General features: G+C 36.9%; 16 protein-coding genes. 7 read left to right on the top strand and 9 right to left on the bottom strand.

Annotated elements, in window-relative coordinates; all coding sequences use genetic code 11:
* Positions 1-335: 335 nt before the first annotated feature.
* Positions 336-1,025: an NYN domain-containing protein gene (locus FJR11_RS07215; RefSeq protein WP_168503034.1), complete on the bottom strand. Its 690-nt coding sequence runs from the start codon at positions 1,023-1,025 to the stop codon at positions 336-338.
* Positions 1,026-1,766: 741 nt separating this feature from the next.
* Between FJR11_RS07215 and FJR11_RS07210 the strand changes: the two genes are divergently transcribed.
* The 5 genes from FJR11_RS07210 to FJR11_RS07190 all read left to right on the top strand — a co-directional run bounded on the left by FJR11_RS07210 (position 1,767) and on the right by FJR11_RS07190 (position 7,293).
* A complete protein-coding gene (locus tag FJR11_RS07210; protein WP_168503033.1) occupies positions 1,767-2,597 on the top strand; it encodes a squalene/phytoene synthase family protein in 831 nt (276 codons plus the stop codon).
* A 91-nt stretch (positions 2,598-2,688) separates the two neighbouring features.
* On the top strand, positions 2,689-4,122 hold the full coding sequence (gene hpnJ, locus FJR11_RS07205; RefSeq protein ID WP_168503032.1) for a hopanoid biosynthesis associated radical SAM protein HpnJ: 1,434 nt from the start codon (positions 2,689-2,691) through the stop codon (positions 4,120-4,122).
* A 212-nt stretch (positions 4,123-4,334) separates the two neighbouring features.
* Entirely contained in the window at positions 4,335-5,171 is an 837-nt protein-coding gene (gene hpnK / locus FJR11_RS07200; protein ID WP_168503031.1) for a hopanoid biosynthesis-associated protein HpnK, read from the top strand.
* Positions 5,172-5,342: 171 nt separating this feature from the next.
* Positions 5,343-6,398 carry a J domain-containing protein gene (locus FJR11_RS07195; RefSeq protein WP_168503030.1) on the top strand — a complete coding sequence of 352 codons (1,056 nt, stop codon included), beginning with the start codon at positions 5,343-5,345 and terminating at the stop codon, positions 6,396-6,398.
* 76 nt (positions 6,399-6,474) lie between these two features.
* Positions 6,475-7,293 (top strand): EndoU domain-containing protein, encoded by an 819-nt coding sequence (locus FJR11_RS07190; RefSeq protein WP_254444706.1) that lies wholly within the window; start codon positions 6,475-6,477, stop codon positions 7,291-7,293.
* A gap of 187 nt (positions 7,294-7,480) precedes the next feature.
* Here the strand turns inward: FJR11_RS07190 and FJR11_RS07180 are convergent, their stop codons facing one another.
* The 3 genes from FJR11_RS07180 to FJR11_RS07170 are packed head-to-tail and all read right to left on the bottom strand — an operon-like array spanning position 7,481 to position 11,717.
* Positions 7,481-8,617 (bottom strand): ATP-binding protein, encoded by a 1,137-nt coding sequence (locus FJR11_RS07180; RefSeq protein WP_168503029.1) that lies wholly within the window; start codon positions 8,615-8,617, stop codon positions 7,481-7,483.
* A gap of 2 nt (positions 8,618-8,619) precedes the next feature.
* A complete protein-coding gene (locus FJR11_RS07175; protein WP_168503028.1) occupies positions 8,620-10,317 on the bottom strand; it encodes a WD40 repeat domain-containing protein in 1,698 nt (565 codons plus the stop codon).
* The gene (locus tag FJR11_RS07170; protein WP_168503027.1) at positions 10,314-11,717 is read right to left on the bottom strand and encodes an ATP-binding protein; all 1,404 of its coding nucleotides are present in this window, start codon (positions 11,715-11,717) and stop codon (positions 10,314-10,316) included. The genes FJR11_RS07175 and FJR11_RS07170 overlap by 4 nt, the downstream gene beginning before the upstream one ends.
* 226 nt (positions 11,718-11,943) lie before the next feature.
* Between FJR11_RS07170 and FJR11_RS07165 the strand changes: the two genes are divergently transcribed.
* Positions 11,944-12,258: a hypothetical protein gene (locus tag FJR11_RS07165; protein ID WP_168503026.1), complete on the top strand. Its 315-nt coding sequence runs from the start codon at positions 11,944-11,946 to the stop codon at positions 12,256-12,258.
* Positions 12,259-12,450: 192 nt separating this feature from the next.
* On the opposite strand, the gene FJR11_RS07160 is transcribed toward FJR11_RS07165, so the two are convergent.
* Both FJR11_RS07160 and FJR11_RS07155 read right to left on the bottom strand, forming a co-directional pair.
* Positions 12,451-12,822: a DUF2237 family protein gene (locus FJR11_RS07160; RefSeq protein WP_168503025.1), complete on the bottom strand. Its 372-nt coding sequence runs from the start codon at positions 12,820-12,822 to the stop codon at positions 12,451-12,453.
* A 9-nt stretch (positions 12,823-12,831) separates the two neighbouring features.
* Positions 12,832-14,460, bottom strand: a complete 1,629-nt coding sequence (locus tag FJR11_RS07155; RefSeq protein WP_168503024.1) for a cyclic peptide export ABC transporter — start codon at positions 14,458-14,460, stop codon at positions 12,832-12,834.
* 1 nt (position 14,461) lies between these two features.
* Between FJR11_RS07155 and hpnI the strand changes: the two genes are divergently transcribed.
* Positions 14,462-15,634 carry a bacteriohopanetetrol glucosamine biosynthesis glycosyltransferase HpnI gene (gene hpnI, locus FJR11_RS07150; RefSeq protein ID WP_174762963.1) on the top strand — a complete coding sequence of 391 codons (1,173 nt, stop codon included), beginning with the start codon at positions 14,462-14,464 and terminating at the stop codon, positions 15,632-15,634.
* 9 nt (positions 15,635-15,643) lie between these two features.
* Here hpnI and cysC read toward each other — a convergent pair whose 3' ends face one another.
* The 3 genes from cysC to FJR11_RS07135 all read right to left on the bottom strand — a co-directional run.
* A complete protein-coding gene (cysC, locus tag FJR11_RS07145) occupies positions 15,644-16,234 on the bottom strand; it encodes an adenylyl-sulfate kinase (protein ID WP_371417482.1) in 591 nt (196 codons plus the stop codon).
* A 32-nt stretch (positions 16,235-16,266) separates the two neighbouring features.
* Entirely contained in the window at positions 16,267-18,495 is a 2,229-nt protein-coding gene (locus tag FJR11_RS07140; protein ID WP_168503022.1) for a DUF4114 domain-containing protein, read from the bottom strand.
* A gap of 127 nt (positions 18,496-18,622) precedes the next feature.
* Positions 18,623-19,919 (bottom strand): tandem-95 repeat protein (locus FJR11_RS07135; protein ID WP_168503021.1); only part of this gene is annotated, 1,297 nt, incomplete at its 5' end.

Here is a 19,919-nt window from a genome sequence, read left to right as displayed (position 1 = left end):
TGGGATATCAAGCATGAAGCAGGTTTTACTCCTGACTCCTGAATTCTGCTGTATCTATTGAGGATACATTTTAAGTGAATACTAACAACACATTAATCAGCAATCATACTTTACTTAAAACTGAATTTTAAAGTATGGTGATTATACTTGTTAATGTTAATTAGCTATTTCTACACTGATATAGCATAGATTTTAAAAAAGTGCCAAATAAAATGCAACATTAAGTACCTCAAATTTTTTGAGTTTGAGGATAGCGTAATAAATATCTAAGACCCCAGAATTTACAAGTATTTTATATTTGGTATCACAAAAAATTAGGTACTGGGAATTTAAAGCTAGTAATTAGAAGGAGTTCGGTAACTATAACCGATACAAGAATCTTTTTGAATGTGTTGTTTCATACTATCAAAATCTATGAATTCATCAGCCACATCAATAAGGTAATTTCTAGATCGGGCTTCGCTATCGCTAGTTGTTGTTTGCAAACCAATTACTTCTACTCTAGCTCCTATCCGACTAACGGCATTAACCGCATAAGATAGATCTCCATCCCCACTAACTAAAATAGCTGTATCATAATAGGGTGCTAAAGTAATCATATCAACGGCAATTTCTACATTCAGATTTGGTCTTTTGTAATTATCTACAACTACACTCATATCTTTAGTAACTACACGATAGCCGTTACGACGCATCCATAAAAGAAATCCCTGTTGCTTTTCGTTGCCACTGTCCATTCCCGTATAAAAGAAGGCACGTAATAATCGAGAACTTTTAGTTAAACGACAAAGCAATTTTACATAGTCAATTTCAATTCCTAGTTGCAATGCGGCATGAAATAGATTTAAGCCATCAATAAAAATTGCTACTCGACCACGATTGTCATCATCACTCAGGGTACTATTATTGACTGGATTAGGTTCTTTAGCTTTAAGACTACCTTTAGTAGGGGGATAATGTCTTTGAGGTTTTTCTTTAAGTTCTTTATATTCGTTTGTTTTTTTGCTAAGATTATTAAACTCCATTGATACCTCTAAAATATTAAACTAGGGATGTTGTAGGTACGTTGACAATAGCTGAATTCTGAGTAATTTATTGACACTGCCCTGATTGAATTAAGGTCTATCAGGTAGATTTTAGCCAATTTTTGGGAATGAATGTGATATTTTGCCATTTACCTGCATATACTTTACACAAAATGAACACTTTTGGACAAAATTCACTATTTATATAAATATCCTATTTCATTTGTGATAACTGACTGTGGATAGCCATACTTCCTAGTAGAGATAGGTAACAAGCAAGACTAAAGCAAAAAAATAGGTGTGTAGGTTATTTTTTGTGAAAAATGAGATAAGATACAGTTTTTATAGTATCAATATTATACTTAGTGTCGAATATTGCGTTAATAAAAACTTGTAGGTGATGGTAATAGACTCAAAATCTCGACAAATTTTGTTCCTCCAGCGGATTAGCAGTAAATTAAGTTGAGTTAATATTAAGCAATAATATTTTTTTTATACTCAAAACTTGGGGTTTGCTCTGTCTAAATTTATAGCCAAAGTTGTTGTTACCAAAACCTTATATACTATACTAAACTTTGATAAACTTGAGACTTATGTTAAGTACGACACCATAAACTGTTAATTCCTAGATTAAATACTAGGGTATCTATGGTTTTTAAGGTTTAGTAAAAACTAAAGCCAGTATCATCAAAAAAAATCCGAATTGTGTGTGGTGTGAAAATAAAGAGAGGAGTTAACAAAATGGATTTACGTGGAGATGCTTTGCAAATCCTCAAAGACACTAGTCGAACTTTTTATATCCCAATTAGTATTTTACCATCAGGATTGCAAGAAGCGGTAGCATCAGCATACTTGTGTATGCGGGCAATTGATCAAATTGAAGATGATCCAAAATTGGATAATGAGACTAAAAAACACCTATTGCAAAATATTAGTCTGACATTACAAGCTGGAGTAGATGGTTTTCCCCTTGATGCTTTTTCTGTGGGATTTGACGGATACGAAAATTCTTTACAGGAAGTCAGCTTACGCATTAGAGAATGGTCAATATTAGCACCTGAAAGCATTGCTCCCCGGATTTGGGATGCAACAGCCGCAATGGCTGATAGAATGGCTTACTGGGCAGATAGAAATTGGAAAATAGAAACAGAAGCTGATTTAGACCGTTATACATTTGGAGTAGCGGGTGCGGTAGGCTTGTTACTCTCGGATTTATGGAACTGGTATGATGGAACTCAAAGCAACCGCACTCAAGCCATAGGATTTGGTAGGGGTTTGCAAGCAGTAAATATTCTGCGGAACAATTCTGAGGATTTAACCCGTGGGGTCAGCTTTTCTCCCGTGGGTTGGGATAACGATCATCTCCAAGAATATGCCCGTCGCAATCTTATCTTAGCAGATGCTTATACCAACTCTTTGCCAGAGGGGCCAGCTTTGCAATTTTGCCAAATTCCTCTAGCTTTAGCTCATGGTACTCTTGATGCTTTAGCCAGTGGTAAGGAAAAACTCAGCCGCAGTGATGTTATTTCCCTGATTGAAAACCTCATGGGTGTGAACGTCAAAGCTAGTTAGGTCAGAGGGAACAGGAAACGGGGAACGGGGAACAGGTAAGAGGAAACAATTGTATATTACCAAAATAAAAATTTGTGTGTGAGAGATATTCATGAAAACTACTTTATTTCTGAGTCCACCATCTTTTGATGGTTTTGATGGTGGTGCAGGGGCGCGATATCAAGCAAAACGAGAAATTACTTCTTTTTGGTATCCCACTTGGTTAGCACAACCAGCGGCTTTAGTTCCTGGCAGTAGGTTAGTTGATGCACCTCCCCACGGGCAAACTGTGGATGATGTGTTAAAAATTGCCAAGGATTACGAATTGGTAATTATGCACACTAGCACGCCTTCTTTGGCGAATGATGTTAAGTGTGCAGAAACGATCAAAGCGCAAAACCCTAATGTGCAAATTGGCTTTGTGGGGGCGCACGTTGCGGTTTTACCAGAAGAAACTTTGCGGGAAAATCCAGTAATTGATTTTGTCTGCCGCAATGAATTTGATTATACTTGTAAGGAGTTGGCAGAGGGGAAACCTTGGGATGAAATCAAGGGTTTGAGTTACCGGGATAAGTTGGGAAATATCCACCAAACTGAAGAACGTCCTTTAATTCATGACTGGGATGCTATGCCCAGTGTGTTACCAGTTTATGCCCGTGATTTGGATATTAGCAAATATTTTATTGGCTATTTGCAACATCCTTATATTTCTTTTTATACTGGGCGTGGTTGTCCGGCAAAATGTACTTTTTGTTTGTGGCCGCAAACTATTGGCGGACATTTATACCGTCATAAAAGCCCCGATGCCGTAGGCAGAGAAATGGAAGAGGCTAAGGTTCTCTTTGGGGACAAGGTGCGGGAGTATATGTTTGATGATGATACTTTTACCATTGACAAACATCGAGCAATAGCAATTAGTAAACACATGAAGCGACTCAATTTAACTTGGAGTTGCAATGCTCGTGCTAATTTAGATTATGATACTCTGAAAACTTTACGGGATAACGGTTTAAGGTTATTATTGGTAGGTTTTGAATCTGGTAATCAAGAAGTTCTCAATAATATCAAAAAAGGCATTAAGCTAGAAGTGGCGCGAGAATTCATGAAGAATTGCCACAAACTTGGTATTACTGTTCATGGGACTTTTATTATTGGTTTACCAATAGAAACTCCAGAAACTGTAGAAGAAACAATTCGCTTTGCTTGTGAATTGAGTCCCCATACAATTCAAGTTTCTATTGCTGCACCTTATCCTGGTACAGAATTGTATGACCAAGCTAGAGAAAAGGGTTGGTTTGCGAATGAGTCTTTAGTAGCAACTTCCGGTATTCAAACTTCAACTTTGCAATATCCAACTCTTTCCAGTGCAGAAATTGAAGATGCTGTTGAAAAAATGTATCGCAAGTTTTACTTCCGTCCAAAAGCGATTATTCCCATTGTGCGGGAAATGCTTGGTGATAGACAAATGTTAGTTCGTCGTTTGCGCGAGGGTAAGGAGTTCTTTGGTTATTTGAATGAACGTCGGACTCAAGCTTTAGCTAGGTAAATTGTCAGAATCAGGATATCCAGGATTAAAGGATGTTCAGGATTTGATTTAATAATTATCTTCTGAGGACTGTCTGAATCAGGATTTACAAGATTTAAGGATGTTCAGGATTTAATTTAATTATCTTCTGAGGGTTTTTTAATTAATCCTGTTAATCCTTTAATCCTGGGTATCCTGATTCAAACATTTTTAATCATCATCACTTTTTACCAATGTCTTATTTAATTATTAATGCTGATGATTTCGGTGTTTCGTCCGGTGTAAATGCAGCGATTATTAAAGCCCATGAGGAAGGGATTTTAACTAGCACTAGTTTAATGGTAAGTGGTGATGCAGCACAAGAGGCGATCGCTCTAGCAAAAAATCACCCTGATTTAGCAGTTGGTTTACACCTGGTTTTAGTTTGTGGTAAATCAGTTTTACCACCTGCAAAAATTCCTCATTTAGTAGACTCTCAAGGTAATTTCTCTAATGATCCTACTCAAGCAGGATTAAGTTATCAATTTAATCAAGCTACCCGTGCAGAATTGCGGTTAGAAATATATGCTCAATTAGAAAAATTTCGGGATTCTGGTTTAAATCTTGCTCATGTTGATGGACATTTGCACCTTCATGTGCATCCTGTAATCTTGAATATTTTAACCGAATTTGCCCCAGAATTTCAGATTAAATTTATCCGTTTACCTTCCGAAGAATTAACAAAAAATCTGAAGATTGATAAACGCAACTTACTGATTAAAATAATTTGGTCTATTGTTTTTGGACAATTACGCCGTTATGGAGAAGGTTTATTAAAAGCAAATCAAATTAAATTTGCTAACAGGGTTTATGGATTGTTACAAACTGGTGACATGAGCGAAAAATATTTACTAGGTTTGATACCGCAAATAGAAGCGGAATTAGTAGAAATTTATTCTCATCCTGATTTAGTGAATACTGATATAAATAACGGTGGTGAAGTAGAATTAGCGGCTTTGTTGAGTCAACAAGTGCGGGAAATGTTGACTGTGAAAGGGTTTAAATTAAGTAATTATAACCAGCTAATTTAATTAAGAATCTTGTATAAACATCAATATTTAAAATATAATGTTGTTTAGTACCGTCTGTTATTGTCCATTTTAACTTTTATTGAATTTGTGTAGAATCTTCAAGAATAATTGAACGCAGATAAACGCGGATAAACACAGATAAATACCCTGATTTTACTTGCATCTACTATTATGGCACGCAAAACAAAAACAGCATCCTCAACTACAGTAACTCCCTTAGCTCTTTCTGACTTACATCTTCAGTTACAGGGTTTAGAGAAAGAACACGAATCTTTATTAAAGCAAATTAAGAAAAAGCGGACAGAATTAAATAACTTTGTCGAAAAAATGCGTTCTTTAGCTACAGAGGTATTTCATCGAGTTAGTCCGAATATGAAAACAATGGCAGAATTAGATGCAGAAATTCATGCTTTGTTTGCCGAAATTTTAACTACGAGAAAGATGGGAAAACAAACCCAGAAAAATATCCAATCACTGTACAGAAGTTTACAAAAGGGAGGAATTATTAGTTATAAACCCATTGATGATGATGAAGAAGATGATGATGAAGAATTAGATGAACTATTTGAAAATGATGATTCTGAAGAAAATCATCAACGTCGTCGTCAGTTTTGGGAAGCAGAAGGAGATTCAGAATCTCCCACAGTAGCGAGAACAGATGAATCTAGAAAAGTCCGACAGACATTTTTGCGATTAGCGGAAATCTTTCACCCTGATAAGGTTAAAGATAATGAAACCCAAATGACGCACACAGAAATAATGAAGGAAATTAATAAAGCTTACCAAGAAGGAGATTTAGCGCGACTTTTGGAAATTGAACGTAAATATGAAGTCGGAGAAACAATTGATAATAATAGTGAGGATGATTTAAGTCGCAAATGTAAAAATATAGAACAACACAATCAAATTCTCAAAAATCAGTATGAGAAATTGAAGCAAGAACTCCGATTAGCAAAAAATACCCCAGAAGGGTCTATGGTTGCTGATTACAAAAAAGCAGCTAAACAAGGTGTTGATTGTATTGAAGTGATGCTGGAAACCATGCAAAATCAAACTAAAATCGTTGCAGAAATTCGTGATTTTGTCAAAGATTTTAAAGATAAAAAAATGACGATTAAGGAATTTCTGGCAGGTCCCGAAAGTCTCCGTTCTATGCAGGAGGAGATGATGGAAGAATTAATGGAGAAAATGATGGAAGAATTTGGGGACATGATGAATTTTAATTAGTAACAATTGACACGATTAATAGTTTAATGGTACTTTGGTGCTGTTTATATTAATACGTGAATCCAGTGAGATGCCAATGATGTTAAACAAGTTAAATGGATTTCTCTGCTTAATTTCAGCAACAGGACTATTTTTTGTAACTACTCTATCTAGTCCTACCTTGGTAAGCGCAGAGGAACTTTTACCTTTCTTTGATAATATTGATAATCCTGTTAACGTTAAATTTGGTGGTAGACAAGATTTAACTCCTCCTCCTCCTGTATTGAATAAGTTTGATCAAGCAGTTAATCAATTATGTGGGAAATTAGGAAAAGTGGTTAAACCTACTGAATTCAAAACCATGTTTAACAGTTTTCCCAATGTTCTCAGCAATATTAAAACTAATGTTGGGGGTTATATTTTTCCAGATAGAACTTCTAATCCAAAATTTCTGGAAGATTTAACTAATCTTTGGTTTAATGCAAAAGGATTCGATCATGTTTTTTGTGGTGAACCCGGAGAAACTAAAATTGGTGGTTTACACTATGCTGGACGTTATTTAGATTTACAGAAACGAGGTATTGCGGGAATTTCACCTCAGTCTGTGAAAAAATCTGAGGTGAAACCAGGGGCTGTTTATTCCTTTGGTGTTAGCATGAAAGTGGGCAATCGCATCGTCAATGATCCATTCAAAGGATATGGTTACACCCTCAATGCCGAAGAGATTTTAACTATTGCAGCTAAAGCATACAAAAATAACCCTAGTTTAAATGCAACTCCCAAAGCTTGTTTGTTGAGTGTGACTGATAACGGCAAAACATTTGCAAATATTTTTGTTGCTAAAAAAGGTGCTATTCGTACCTTTTATCCTGACGCTACTCCTAATTATGGAAAAACTCCAAAATGTCGGAGTTAATAATTTGAGTTAGTGGCAGTTTTTTAATTACGAATTACCCGATATTTTTGCAAGTCTGCTAAATTACAAACTTCTAACGCCCTAGCGTGGTTCTTGCCCTCTTGCAGCGCGTAAATACCAACAATCACCGGCTTTTAAACCGGGAAAACTAAAATGATATACAGCACTTTGCGATTAATTATTGTATTTAACCGTTAGGCAAAGTGCTGTAATAATGAAGATATAACCGAAAACTGTGATGATATAATTGGTATTGAGTTTCCTTACTTGTGCGTATTTCTTGCAGAAATTCTAACCAAGTTTCCATAATTTCCGCCACATCAAAAACATCAGCTTTGATAATTTGACTAATAGCTACTGTTGACATGGGTTGAGTTTCTTCAGCAGTCAAAACCCGCAATATATCCATCGCAACATCAGATAAACCCTGACCTTGCATTTTTTGCCAATGTTGTTGATAATAGACCTCTAAATCTGGTGGAATTTGCTCAAAATCATTTGCAGAATAAAAACCATCAGCAATAGCTTTTAAAATTTGTTGCACATACATAAAATTATCTTCATTTTCATTAAACCTCTCCCCCAACCCCTCTCCTGGGAGGAGAGGGGAGTTAGAAAACTCTTGTTCCCCCATTCCCTGGTAGGGAAGGGGGGTTAGGGGGGTTAGGTTTCTCTGAATATATGCTTTAATATCTTCCCTATTCTCCACTGGATAATCTGCTAAATCTAAAATCTGTGAAGGTGCTTCAATTAACAAGCCACTATGGGATTTTTGATAGGGACGACGAGCGAAAATAAAATAAATTTGATCGGGTAAATATCGCGGTAGATAAAATAAATTCGTTCCTACAGCTTGACTATTTATATCAATTCCATCCAAACCATCAATCACAATAATTATTTTCTGATCTGGTAATTTCTCGCTGACTTGTTGCAATAAAGTAGAAAATAACCAACTTCCCTCATTTGCATTGATAAATCCTGTCTCTGTCATGGTTTGCGGGGAGGGTTGGGGAGGGGTGCTAGATAAATTCTCTAACAATAAATTTAACTGTGTACAAACCTCTGGAAAAAATGCCTCAACTCGATTTTTACCCGCAATTTGGGCATTGTAATAAATAGTATGGGGATTTTGGCGCACAAATTGGGCAAGAATGGCACTTTTACCGCTACCGGGAACACCCACAATGGTGAAATAACCCTTGGGGTAACGGTGGAGAAAATTATTAATAGCAGTGAAAATAAAATCACGACCAACAAAATTTTCTGTTTTGCTGAGGATGATGGATTGTAAGTCTGGGGAAGAGAAAGATAAGGTATTCATTTTCACCTTCCTTGCAGACGCAGAAAATGTAACCTTCCCGATTCTTCTCCCGCTACTATTGTCACCCCATCGGGAGCAACTGCACAGCATTTTATTGGACTTTCTCCTGTGAAAGTTGCTATTTCTTCACCTGTTTCCAAATCCCAGATTTTGATAGTATCGTCCCCTGAAGCAGAAATCACGGTTTTACCATCGGGTGTGACTGCAAGCACTTCTACCCAGTCACTATTATTAGTGAAGGTGAACTTTTCTGCACGTGTTCCTAAATCCCTGATTTTGATAGTGTTGCCACCTGAAGCAGAAATCAGGGGTTTACCATCGGGTGTGAATGCAATCGTTCTATGACCTTTAAGAGTGAACTTTTCTGCACCTGTTCCCAAATCCCATATTTTGATAGTATTGTCATATGAACCAGAAATCAGGGTTTTACCATCGGGTGTAACTGCGAGCGCATTTACCGATTTAGTATGACCGTTAAGGGCGAACTTTTCTGCACGTGTTCCTAAATCCCAGATTTTGATAGTTTTGTCAGATGAACCAGAAATCAGGTTTTTACTATCAGGTGTGACTGTGAGAGCATTTACCCAGTCACTATGACCGTTAAGGGCGAACTTTTCTGCACGTGTTCCTAAATCCCAGATTTTGATAGTTTTGTCATATGAACCAGAAATCAGGGTTTTACCATTGGGTGTAACTGCGAGGGCATTTACCCAGTCACTATGACCGTTAAGGGTGAACTTTTCTGCACGTGTTCCTAAATCCCAGATTTTGATAGTGTTGTCAGATGAACCAGAAATCAGGGTTTTACCATCGGGTGTGACTGCAAGCGCTCTTATCGAGTTACTATGACCTCTTAGGGTGAACTTTTCTGCACGTGTTCCTAAATCCCAGATTTTGATAGTTTTGTCAGATGAACCAGAAATTAGTGTTTTACCATCGGGTGTAACTGCGAGCGCATTTACCAAGGAGCTATGACCGTTAAGGGTGAACTTTTCTGCACGTGTTCCTAAATCCCAGATTTTGATAGTATTGTCATATGAACCAGAAATCAGGGTTTTACCATTGGGTGTGACTGCGAGCGCTCTTACCCAGTCACTATGACCTCTTAGCGTGAACTTTTCTGCACGTGTTCCTATCTCCCAGATTTTGATAGTGTTGTCAGATGAACCAGAAATCAGGGTTTTACCATCGGGTGTGACTGCAAGCACATTTACCAAGTTACTATGACCTGAGAGGGTGCGAATTAATCCACCACCACCAGGAGGTGTGAGGCTACCTATTAAACTATATAAACCTATATTTTTATCTGTGGCGATTTGTGCTAACAAATTTTCAATTTCTAGTAAATCAAAATATTTTAGTCGTGCTGATAGTTGTACCTTGAGTTGTTTTGGCTCTCGAAATATTATGTGTGCTGATCTGGATAAAGCACCTTGAACTAATTTTAGTGATTTGATAGTTTCTGCATATTTTAAATTATTCATGATTCCTGAAGTATCTAATAAATCATAATCTTCAATCAGTGCTTTTACTCCAAATAAAGGATGATTAATTTTCGCTTCGATAAAGTAGTAGTTAGCTAATAATTGGCACAGTTTTTTATACTCTTCATTTGCTAACAATAATCGGGTATATTCACCTAAAAACTGTTCTTGTGCTTCCTCTGATTTTTTATCAAACCAAGTGCGAAAGTTACTCATAGTATTAATCCCTCAGCCATATTTTTAGCAACTTCCGCGCTGATTTGAGGTAAACTCACCCCCGCAGCTTCCACAATCTCCTGACGTTGTAAAAAATCGCGGAAACTTTCATGATAAAAGCGATAACGAGCCGGTTGATAGGTTTCTTGTTTCTGTAAAAATTGTGTCCAACCTTTGAGAACTTCCTGCACTGTGAGATCATCTTCCTGGGAATATTTCACAATCATTTCACGGGATACGGCACTTTCTAAAGCACACATTACATAAATGATTTTAATTTTATCCTTGGGTAAAGGTCTAGCAGTCATTCCCATAATGCGCCAATGACTCTCATAATATCCCTGTAAACCTGCGGGTAATTGTTCTAGTTTTTCATCTTTATAAAATCCTTCTGCAATTGCTTCTAAAACATAGCGTAAATACATGAAATTATTTTCACTTTTAGCAGCGATAGTTTTAATAAACTCATCTACTGACAAATTCCTTTGTTGTATTATCCAATTTTCTAAACGTGCTTTATATTCTTGTAAATCCATAAATTCTTTAATATAGGCTTTTACATCATTATTACTTTTATCCTGATATTCCCTCAAATCTAATTCTTGATATTTAGTATCGGGGGAAAGAGTTAATCTTTTATCATCTAAATTATAAGGTCTTCTGGTGAAAATCAAGTAAACCTTTTCCGGTAAATACATCGGTAAATTTAATAGATTTCCGTTGTCTTCTTGATCAACTTCATCTAAAGCATCAATAACAATTACTAAATTTTCAGAATTAGATAATTGTTGACTAGCTTTAATTAATAAAGTAGATAAATCATCATTTTCTACATTCTGTAAATCAAACCTATTTACTAATTGTTGACGAATTAATCTCAGAAATACATCGGGACGATTTCTACCTTCAGCGCGAATATTAAAAAAGCAAATTGTTCCAGGATTATCTACTATATATTTGGCAGAAATAGCACTTTTACCCATTCCCGCATCACCAAGGATGGTAAAATAGCCACTTTTGTTATCTTTGATAAATTCGGTAATAGCATCAAATACAAATTTGCGACCGCAAAATATTTGGGTTTTGTCTGCAATTACGGTTGTAAATTCTGTTGGTATTAGTGGTGGATACCAATCATCAACTATATCTGATGGTGTGAGTTTTTCATCTATATCATTTTTTTTAAATCCTGCATTTATAGCATTCACTACATTTTCTATAATGTATCTATCAACTGCTTTTACTTTTTGGGTATTTTGTCCTATTAAATATTTAATTTGGTCTTGACTAGCATTTGCTGTTGTTGCTAGAGTTTCTATAGTAAAACTTGCTTTTTTATATACTTCTTTTAGTTTAGCTTTTCCTGCCTCACTAGCTTGTACTTTTTCTGGTTTATTCATGAATATAAATTAGTAGTAGCTTAATTTTCTCTACTATAGCAAATATGGATTATTGTTGTCTAGGGAATTTGGGGTATTGATATTTCACTAAATTCCCTAAAGTTTGGGGAAAAGTTTTCACGAAGAAAACCCTTTTTTCATCTTTCTCATTTTGAATGAAATTTCTATATTGTTATTAAGTTCAAAAACGAACTGAGATAAATCATCAAAATAGGAGTTAAGAGTTATGTTTAACTGGTTTAAAAAATCCCCAAAAGATTCACATATTCAAATTACTCAAGAAAAGCAAAGTCAAATCATTGATTTGTTAGTTCATCAATCAAGGGTTACTTATTACTTAGGTGTTAGTATTACCATTTTATCTACAATGGTAACGTTATTGATAGTCATTTTATTATTATTTAATAGGATACAATCAGACCGAGTTAATGTCCCTTTAAGCATTGTAGCTAATTTAGCTAGTTTGAAATTGACTCAAGAAGCAAAAAAGGACTTGAATGATCTTTTAGAACGTTCTCAAGTCAGTAAAAGCAGTAAATAACTCTTTTAGCCTCCACACCCACCCGGAAATCAATTTCCGGGCTAATAGCAAAAGTGCGTTAAAACGCACTCTAAAAACAGTCGGTTAAAACCGACTTTAGCTTTGAGACAGGGAATTTATTCCCTGGCTACTTAGATTTTTTCAAAATTCATATACTATTGCTATATTTGCTAATAATTATTAACCACTTTCCTAATTACGAATTACCCGATGTTTTTGCAAATCTTCTAAATTACAAGCTTCCAAAGCCCTAGCATGGGTGGCTTCTAAAACTACGGTCGGTGCAACACCAGCTTCTAAGGCTTCTTGCCACCTTGCAGCGCATAAACACCAACAATCACCAGGTTTTAAGCCAGGAAAATTAAAATGAGGTGCAGGTGTACTCAAATCATTTCCCTGGGATTTAGTATATTGCAAAAATTCCTCTGTAACTTGAGCGCAAACAACGTGCATTCCCGTATCTTGTCCACCTGTGGTACAAAATCCGTCGCGGTAAAAGCCAGTCATGGGAGAAGTGCAGCAAAGTTCTAATTTTGTCCCCAGTACGTTTTTCGCTTCTGTCATTGTTAATGCCTAAGTTTGTGGGAGTTGATCAAATTCAATTTTGCCATAGTCTAGTTTAATAATTCTATCGGCTAAATGAAAATAATGATCATCATGACTAATTACTAAAATTGTTTTTCCCTGTGCTTTCAATTCTGGTAATAATTGGGTATAGAATATATCTTTGAATAGGGGATCTTGATCAGCAGCCCATTCATCAAATAAATAAATTGGGCGATTTTCCAAATATGCTGTTAGTAATGCTAGACGTTTTCGTTGTCCTTGGGAAAGAGATGTGGTGGAAAGTTGCCCATTTTCAATTTTAACTTTATGATCAAGTTGCAATTTTTGTAAATATTTTTGAGCCTGAATATCTAAGTTATTATTTTCTAATCCTAGTAGTTCTTCAAATAAGTAGAAATCAGAAAAAACGACGGAAAAATGTTGGCGATACCATTCGCGGTTAGCTTCATTAATCAAACTTTGATCTAAGATAATTTCGCCATTTTCAGGAATATATAAACCAGTGATTAATTTCGCTAAAGATGATTTACCGCTACCATTTCCACCCACAATAAAAACTAATTCTTGGGGATAAAGGGTAAGATTAATTGGCCCAAGAATAAAGCTATTATCTTCTTTATCTGTGTAATAGGTGTGAGTGACGTTTTTTAGTTGTAAACTGTGCCAATTTGTGAGAGCATGAGGTGGTGCTGTGGCAATTTCCGCCCGACTGGCTAAAGATAAATCTAAAGATTCGATTTTTTGTAAAGCAACACTGGCTTTACTAATTAATGGTAAATTATTGGAAATATTATCCATAGGCAACATTAAATAAGTGAAAGTGAGAATGTAACCGGATAAAGTTTCGGCATCAATAGCGAATAAATGCGGTAAAATGAAAAGGACAAAACCAATAGCAAAGAAAAATATTAATTTACCCCAACTGGTAGTTGTGGCAAATAAAGTTAAACCTTGAACATTATGATTTCTAAATCTGCTGGCTGTAGCTTCTAAACGATTACTCAGAAAGAATTGACGGCGTTGATAGTGGAGTTTTAGTTCTTTGATTCCCGCTGTAAGGGTGCTAAAATTATTAAACAAAGCATCTTGATCTTCACGGGCTAAAGCTAATAATTTTTCGCCTTTATCTAATAATAATTTACAACTAGCAATAGCAGCAATCATTAAAGCCACAACCATGATAAATACTAACCAAGATAGCCAAGTTATATATAGTAAACAGCCTAATGCCATTGATATATCAATACATAAAAAGGGAATCACATATACAGCATTTGCTACCGCTTGGACATCTTCTGTTAAAGTTGCTAATAAGCGGGGATTTCCTAATTGTTCTAAATGACTTAATTCCGACGCTAATATTTGCCGACTTAACTGCATTCTCAATTGCAAAACGGCATTTTGAGATAAGCGAATTAACATGATTTGGGAAATCACGCCGGTAATTAAGGCCACGGTGACTAAACCAACGAAACCCCAGGCTATAGTTGTCAAAGGTGCAGCATTGCTTTTGCTCGCTGCACTACTAATCAGGGCGATTAATCCCGCACTACTACCACCACTCAAAAAACCTGTGGTAATAGCAATCGCTACCATTTTCCAAGAAGACCGTAAAAGAAAGTAAATTAGATTCATTATGTCAATTGTCAGTTGTCAGTTGTCAGTTGTTTTACTCCCTGATTCCTTTCCCCTGATGTTAATTCTTTGTTTATCAGCCGTTTTATTTTACACCTATGGGGTTTATACAGCGATAGCATTTTTGCATGACTCTCCTCCCATAAACCCGGAATTTCATCCCCCTGTCACTATCCTTAAACCGCTGTGTGGTGTTGATAAGGGGACTTACACCAACTTAGCTTCATTTTGTCAACAAGATTATCCCCAGTATCAAATTATTTTTGGTGTCCGCAGTTCCACAGACCCTAGTATAGAAGTAGTTAAGAAATTAATTCAACAATTCCCCGAAATAGATATTAGTTTGGTGGTGAAAGATCATATTATCGGCGCAAATTTAAAAATCAGTAACTTAGCTAATGCTGTCACCGGTGCCAACCATGCTATTTTAGTAATTGCTGATAGTGATATTTATGTTAGTTCAAACTATTTGCAAACAGTTATTCAACCTTTACAAGATGAAAAAGTCGGCGTTGTTACCTGTTTATATCGTTCCACAGCCCAAGGAATAGCCACAATTTTAGAAGCTATTTGTACAGCCACAGATTTTCAACCCGGCATTTTAGTTAGTAAACAATTAGAAGGGATAAAATTTGCCTTGGGTTCAACCATTGTCATTCGCAAAACCACATTAGCGAAAATTGGCGGTTTTGCGGCTGTAGCTGATTATTTAGCAGACGACTATCAACTCGGCTATTTACCAACGCAAGCAGGTGAAAAAGTAGTTTTATCTAACTATATAGTAGAACACGGATTAGGATATAGTAACTTATTTGATTCTATCAACCGTCAAATCCGTTGGGCGCGTTGTATTCGTGTTTCTCGTCCTTGGGGTTATGCCGGATTAATATTTACTTTTGGGACAATTTCTAGTTTACTATTATTGATAACTAGCAGTGGTTCTATTCTTTCTTGGTTGGTTTTCTCCATAACTTTATTAATGCGATTTATTATGGCTTGGGTAATAGGGGTAAAACTTCTTGATGACGCAGTTACTAAAAAGTATTTTTGGTTAATTCCTGTTGCAGATATAGTGCGCTTTATAATTTGGTGTTGCGGGTTTGTGGGTAATACAATTGAATGGCGAGGGACAAAGTTTAAATTAGTTAAAGATGGTAAATTGGAAATGGGTTAATGTTGTAAATTAATGATTTATTATAGAAATATATCCTTGCTTCTCTAAATAAATGACTACTTGAGAAACACATTGTTCAACAGTAAATTTATCAGTAATACAAATAATATCTGGATTTAAAGGTTCTTCATAAGGATCAGATATACCTGTGAAATTTTGGATTTGTCCAGCCCTAGCTTTAGCGTAAAGTCCTTTTATATCACGGGATTCGCAAACCGTTAATGGTGCTTGAACGTAAACTTCCACAAAGTTAGTAGTTGTCTGTTTTAGTTCCTCTCGAATTTCTCGATAGGGGCTAATTGCTGCAATGATCGCTATTATGCCATTACGACTGAGTAAATTGGCAACAAAACCAATACGGCGAACATTGATATCCCGATCTTCTTTACTAAATCCCAACCCTTGAGATAAATTAGTGCGAACAACATCACCATCAAGTAATTCTACTCTGCAACCGCGTCTTTGTAGTTCTTGGACAACAGACGAGGCGATCGTTGTTTTACCTGCTCCACTTAAACCTGTTAGCCAGATAATTGTACCTTGATGATTCATAAATCGTGATTTTTCGCTTAGTTTATCAGATTTTTTACCACAGAAGATGCCAGAATTAAAGTCAATTATTTTTTCACAGATTACTGGACAGTGAAGTTCAATTTAATAATTAAATCATTGTAATCCAAGTCACCACCACCAGATAAGTCCTCGAAACCAAATGTATTGTCTGCTAATAAGCGAATGTGGTCTACTCCATCAGAATTGACTCCCAAGTAAGGGAAATAAACTTGAGGATCATTATCAGTATTATTATCAGTCAACTGTGACAAAGTGCCATTGATAATGATCATGGGAGCGAAGATTGAACCACCTGTAATCATGGCACTGTCTGTGAATTGACCCTGGTTAGAAACAGCAAATTTGATGGTTTCACCAGTTTCTGCATCTTTAATCAGATTGTTGATGGCTGCTTGTAAGTAATTGGCTCTATTAGCTGAAGTTGCTTCCAGGCTGCCAATTTGTCCTTGAGCATTGTTGACTTCATAAAAATAGACCTCGTTGTTGTATGCAGCTTCTCTAAACACAGAAAAGTCTGCTTTTACCAAACCTGATATATCTCGTAAATCAATTAATTTTGCTTGGCTTTCTTCTTGTAGTGCTGTACCTATAGTTAAGGATTCATCAGTTGATTCTATCTTCACTACTAGAGAATCGAAGTTGGTCTTAGTCGTATTTTCTTTCCAGGAAATTGTAAAATTACCCTCTTCTTGTGTAATGATTTGGTTTGAAGAATCAGCAAATAAAATGTTGGTATTTTCAATGAGTCCGGCTTTGAAAGCATCAACCGTACCGTCTTTGACTAAAAAGAATTTTAAGTAACTACCAGAATCAAATTCCAGTAGTCGTGTCAGACTATTAGTTTCAATGTCAGTTTTAAACAGATTAGGAAGATTAGCAATGGCAGAAAAAATACCTTCACCTTGGGTTTTTGCTCGGTTAAAAGCGGCTTCATTGTAACCTTGTTCCCCTGGTGCAATACCGTTAATTCTACCTTCGGCATTGTCAACAACAAATACACCAAGTTCGTTGACAAAAGTAGAATTGCTTTCTATTAAGGTGGCTTTGAGTCTGACTGTATCACCAACTCCTTTAACACTAAATATGCTGTTGTTGGTAATAACGGCTAGAGGTATATCTTCATCATTAATAGTTCCCTTGGCTATGCCATTTGTAGAATTGATAATTGATCCGTTTGTGGGATTACTTAAAGTCACAGTAAAAGTTTCAGCACTCTCGAATAAGCTATCTAGTATGCTGGAAACAGTAAAGATTTTTTGGGTTTCTCCCTGAGCAAAGGTGATAGTTTGAGTTTGAGCAGTGAAGTCAGAAACACTGGCTGTATCTCCTGTATTTATGGATGTGGATACAGTCACTGTTTGCTCAATTAATATATCATCGGTGCGGGTAATGGTGAAATTTAGATCATTACCTTCAATAGATGCAGCATCAGTAATTGAGAAAACAGGAATTATAAAATCAAAATTAGAAGCATCTAGATCACTGCTGAGGACATTTCGTAAAATGCCCAAGTTTTTTTCACTACTATCAATTAGAGCTTTGACAATTGTGTCATTCCCAACTTGCTCTAGAATGATGTCTTCAAAATTATGGACTTGAGGGATGCCAGCAATGACAACTTTATCATCACTTTTTGTAAAATCTAATACTTCTGCGGGTACATCAGGAACTGAACCATTACCAAGATAAAAGCGGTCAAATCCATTACCGCCAATCATTTTAGTACCTTGTTTACCAGCGTAGAGTAAGTCATTTCCATCATTACCAAATAAGCTATCGCTCGCCAGTGTTCCCATCAGAGTATCATTACCTTCACCACCCTCTAGGGTGTTGTTACCTGTGATGCTGAGTGTCTGAAGAAAATCATTACCAACCCCGCCTTTGAGAGTGTTAAGGCTACCGTCCATGACATAAAGCTCATCATCTCCAGCATCACCATTCAGGCTGTTATTATCGCCTTCTAAGACAAACAAGCGATCGCTATCATCACCACCATTGAGGATGTTATTACCGGAATTACCTTCAGCATATAAGTCATCTTCTCCAGCACCACCATTGAGGATGTTATTACCGGAATCACCTTTAGCATATAAGCTATCATTTCCATCACCACCGATTAAGGTGTCGTTATTATTCCCAAAAAGCTTGTCGTTGCCAGATCCACCGTCAAGGATGTTATTTCCATCACCATTAGCTGCATCTAGGGTATCATCACCTGCAAATCCAAAGACTTGATCACCTTGTTGGGCAATTAACTCATCGTTATTGGAAGTACCATTAATAATCATAATAATTACGATTTTGCCTACGTAAATGGTTAAATAGTTTTAAACAAATAATACGATATACCGAAAACTCTTGTAGAGACGTTCTATATAACGTCCCTACATTCTCAATCAGAGATATCTAATCCACTTAAACAGAGATAAAGTTGTTCTGTGTCAGTGTAGTAGTATCAAACCCGGTCAATATGCCTAAAGTTTGATTACCCAAACGAATCTCATCACCAGAGAAGGACAACTGATTGAAACTCAAGCCAGACAAGCCGATTTTATCGCCCTGACCTAAACTAAAATCAGTGATTTTATCTCTACCTGCGGCTTTCTCGAAGACGAAGATATCGCTACCAGTACCGCCAGTCAGGATGTCATCTTGCTTGCCACCGTTGAGGAAGTCATTACCAGCACCACCAACAAGCAAGTCTTCACCATTACCACCGAAAAGGGTGTCGTTACCGTCACCGCCATAAAGTTTGTCTTCACCGTTATCACCTTCGAGATGGTCGTTACCAGCATCACCATAGAGGAAGTCATTGCTGTTACCGCCATAAAGTTGATCGTTACCAGCACCGCCATAGAGTATGTCATCGCCATTGCCACCAACAAGGTTGTCGTTACCAGCATTGCCGAAGACATTATCATCACCATTGAGGGCGTTAATGATGTCGTTGCCGAGTGTACCGTTAATAACGTCATCTTTGTTAGTACCGTTGAGGTTAACCCCGACAGCTACTGTTACCATGCCTAAGTCAGTGCCACCATTGCCATCGCTGACGGTATAGCTAAAGCTGCCATCCCCACTAAAACCTGTGGTGGGAGTAAAGACGACATTGCCACTGCTATTGATAGTTACGCTACCGTTAACACTGTTGCTGACAGCAGAGATGCTCAAAGTAGGGCTATCTACATCGGTATCATTTGCTAACAGGTCGCCAGATAGCAAGGTCAATGGGGTATTTTGATTGGCACTAAAAGAGTCATCACCAGCTACAGGTGCATCGTTGACAGGAGTTACGGTCAGGTCAAAGGTATCATTAACACTGGCATTGCTGGTGTCAGTCGCGGTAACTTTGATGCTAATTGTGCCGTTATCTGGGTCGTCGGGTGTGCCACTAAAGGTATTGGTAGCAGCATCGAAGGTTAACCAGGTAGGTAGAGAATTGCCGTTAGCGAGAGTAGCAGTATAAGTTAAGCTGTCACCTGCATCAACATCAGCAAAGGTATTGGCGGGAAGGGTAAAGCTGAAGAAACCATCTTCTAGAGTGGTTTGGTTTGCGATCGCATTTGCTACAGTTGGTGCATCATTAACCGGAGTCACAGAGAAAGTCTGAGTTTGTCCAGCTAAGGTATCTGTACCATCACTCACACCGTAGGAAAGATTAACTGCACCATTAAAGTCAGCAGTTGGGGTGAAGGTATAAGTCCCATTACCG

It is taken from the genome of Anabaena sp. UHCC 0187 (assembly GCF_009712035.1).
Lineage (GTDB): Bacteria > Cyanobacteriota > Cyanobacteriia > Cyanobacteriales > Nostocaceae > Dolichospermum.
This window is presented reverse-complemented; position numbering and strand designations above follow the sequence as displayed.